Here is a 2,475-nt window from a genome sequence, read left to right on the forward strand (position 1 = left end):
ACCGCTTCCCGGTGCCCGCGGCCCGGAGCCCGCTCAGCCCATCAGCAGTGAACCCGCCAGCCAGGCGGCGAGAACCAGGGCCAGCCCGAGCAGTGCGCCGGGGTACAGTGCCCGCCCGCTGCGCGCGGCATTGACGGTGGTGGCGGCGCCGACCAGGAAACCGAAGCAGCCGCCGAGGACGATGATCCAGTTCCCCGTGCTCGGATCGGCGCGGCAGTCCGCACGCCCTTCGCACACCCCGGTGGCGAGCAGGAACCAGGGTGAAATCGCCACCGAGACGATCGCCAGCGTCGCGAGCAGGAACCACAGCAGTCCGGTGATCACCAGGTCGGGTTCCCGGGGCGCGGGAATCGGCGCACCACGACCGTAGACGTCGTCGGGGATGGGGGAGACAGGGTAATGGGTGGAGGTCTGGTCAGGGAACATACGCCTCGCGATCGCTCGAACCGATTTGGGGGCCGCCGGATGGTACTCAGAACTTTCCCCTGTGCCGCAACTGATCCGGCACCGCGCGCGACACTACACTGCGCACAGTCCCGCGGCATTCGCTGCCGCGGTATCGACAACCGTGCGTGATACGAGCAGGGGAGACGGCGCTGCGTGTGCTGTACGCGGCCGAGGCGCTGGCCACCGGGACGGCCGCAACGGTCATACCCGGACCACCGACGGCCGCACCGATCTGGAGCCGGCGGTACCGAAGGGAGCACCGACGGTGGCGGATTCGGGCTGACGGTGGTCCTCGAGGTCACCCTTCCCCATCTGCCCGAGGACGAAACGCAGGCGCTGGCCGACAAGGCGCATCAGGTGTGCCTGGACAGCAATGCCACCCGCGGCAATATCGATATCGAAGTGCGGGTCGCGCAGGACCGACCGGCGTCCGGGCCCGCGTCAGCTCTTGGCTGGCCCGGGATCTGCGGTCGTGGTCGGCTCGGGACCGCCGTCCGGAGCCGGGGCGGGACTCTGGGTCGCAGCGGACGCCGTGGCTGTGGGTTCCGTCGCCGCCGCGGTCTGGGCGCCCGCCGCGGGCTCGGCGCCGGTGGCCGTATAGTTCGACGCCGTCTCCCGGGATACGGTGACCCGCCAGGGTATCCGCGCCCCGGTGGCCGTCCGCGGCATGGCCGCCACCGCGATCACCGCCGAACCCACCGCGATGATCACCGCCGCGATGGCGGCGGTGGTGATCGTACTGCTGGCGACGTATTCCACCTGGTTCAGGCCCGCGACCGGTTTCGAGCCGTCGTTGACCGCCCAGTTGATCCAGGAACCGATCTGGCCACCGAGGTCCCAGCTGCGGCCCGTCATGTTCTTGAGCTGCTTCTGGCGGGCGGACAGATACAGCATGTTCGCGATCACCAGGAGGGCGGTGAGGGCCGCACCGCCGGTGGCGATCCGCGCGAAACGCTCGGAGTTGGTGGCGATATGGATCGCGATTGCCGCAATGGTGAGGGCGATCATACTGCTGGCGGCCACTGCCCACGAACCGGTGAGGTCGGCCGCGGGCGGCGGGCCGTGCGAGGACCAGACGCTCATATAGCGTGTGGTGGAATCGACCTGGCCGAACGGGGTCGCAGCGGCCATACCGTCCGGCCCGTGCGCGACCATCCAGTGCTTGAACATGAGGATGAAGACGATGACACCGCCCAGAGCGGTGATCACATATCCCCATTTGCCGGTCATCGCCGGCGCGGTGCGAATGTCCTCGGCGTGTTCGGCCACCCGCCGCAGTCCGGCCCGGGCGAGGGTCCGGCGTCGTTCCCAGACCTCTGATCGGGCACCGGCGGATGCGGACGGGGCCGGCTGTGGTGTCGCGGTGCGAACCGTGCTCGACGAAGTGTCGCCGTCACCTCCGCTCGCTCCCCACGGGCTCGGTTTGACCATCAGCCCAGTCTAATTCTGCGCCCACCATTGGGAACACGCCGCGAAACCGGCGGTGGGCCGGCGCGACTTCTCCTCAGGCGGCGTCCGACTGCCGGCCGTTGGCCACCAGATCGACCACGACATCACGGACCACGGCCTGGATCTGCTGGGCGTGCTCGTGGAGCGCGTCCGGGCCGGGGCCGCCGTCGGCTGCCGTGGTTGCGGCGATCTCGACGAGATCGTTGACGATATGACAGAGCGCAATCAGGCGTCGCACCATGTCCCGCCGCTCGGCCGGCGGTAGTACTTCGAGGTTCACGTTCCTGTCATCGTCGGTGGTCCCGGAGTTGTTTCGCCCTCGCCCGCCCACACGACCCCTGCCACCGCGGGCCGCTGGGCCGGCGACGCTCGCGCCGCCTCCCGGCCGGTCACCGGGTGATCGGCTACGGTGAGGCCCGATCGGGTCGGGACCAAAGCCGGGAGAACGACAGTGACGATGCGCCGGGCGCTTGTGTCGATGGCGAGTGCGCTGTGCCTGTTCGCGGCCGCGTGCGGCGGGGCGCGCGACGACGCGGACCGGCCCGGGCGCGGCAGCGTCGTCTCGGTGGCGCCGGTCTT

General features: G+C 70.0%; 3 protein-coding genes and 1 pseudogene. 1 reads left to right on the forward strand and 3 read right to left on the reverse strand.

Going from position 1 to position 2,475, the window contains the following annotated elements; all coding sequences use genetic code 11:
* Window positions 1-33: 33 nt before the first annotated feature.
* Complete coding sequence (locus ACLML9_RS28400) at window positions 34-426, reverse strand: hypothetical protein (protein ID WP_411948375.1); 393 nt, start codon at window positions 424-426, stop codon at window positions 34-36.
* A 170-nt stretch (window positions 427-596) separates the two neighbouring features.
* On the opposite strand from ACLML9_RS28400, the pseudogene ACLML9_RS28405 reads away from it, so the two are divergent.
* Window positions 597-867, forward strand: a pseudogene (locus ACLML9_RS28405) (organic hydroperoxide resistance protein); the annotation flags it as partial.
* Between the two features lie 21 nt (window positions 868-888).
* Here ACLML9_RS28405 and ACLML9_RS28410 read toward each other — a convergent pair.
* Window positions 889-1,878 (reverse strand): hypothetical protein, encoded by a 990-nt coding sequence (locus ACLML9_RS28410; protein ID WP_411948376.1) that lies wholly within the window; start codon window positions 1,876-1,878, stop codon window positions 889-891.
* A 73-nt stretch (window positions 1,879-1,951) separates the two neighbouring features.
* On the reverse strand, window positions 1,952-2,176 hold the full coding sequence (locus ACLML9_RS28415; protein WP_411948377.1) for a hypothetical protein: 225 nt from the start codon (window positions 2,174-2,176) through the stop codon (window positions 1,952-1,954).
* Window positions 2,177-2,475: the final 299 nt, after the last annotated feature.

It is taken from the genome of Nocardia sp. NPDC002869 (genome assembly GCF_046764065.1).
Taxonomy (GTDB): domain Bacteria; phylum Actinomycetota; class Actinomycetes; order Mycobacteriales; family Mycobacteriaceae; genus Nocardia; species Nocardia rhamnosiphila.

Excerpts from the sequence above, each read along its gene's own strand:
- ACLML9_RS28400 (WP_411948375.1), bottom strand. The coding sequence starts at position 426 with ATGTTCCCTGACCAGACCTCCACCCATTACCCTGTCTCCCCCATCCCC.
- ACLML9_RS28410 (WP_411948376.1), bottom strand. The coding sequence starts at position 1,878 with ATGGTCAAACCGAGCCCGTGGGGAGCGAGCGGAGGTGACGGCGACACT.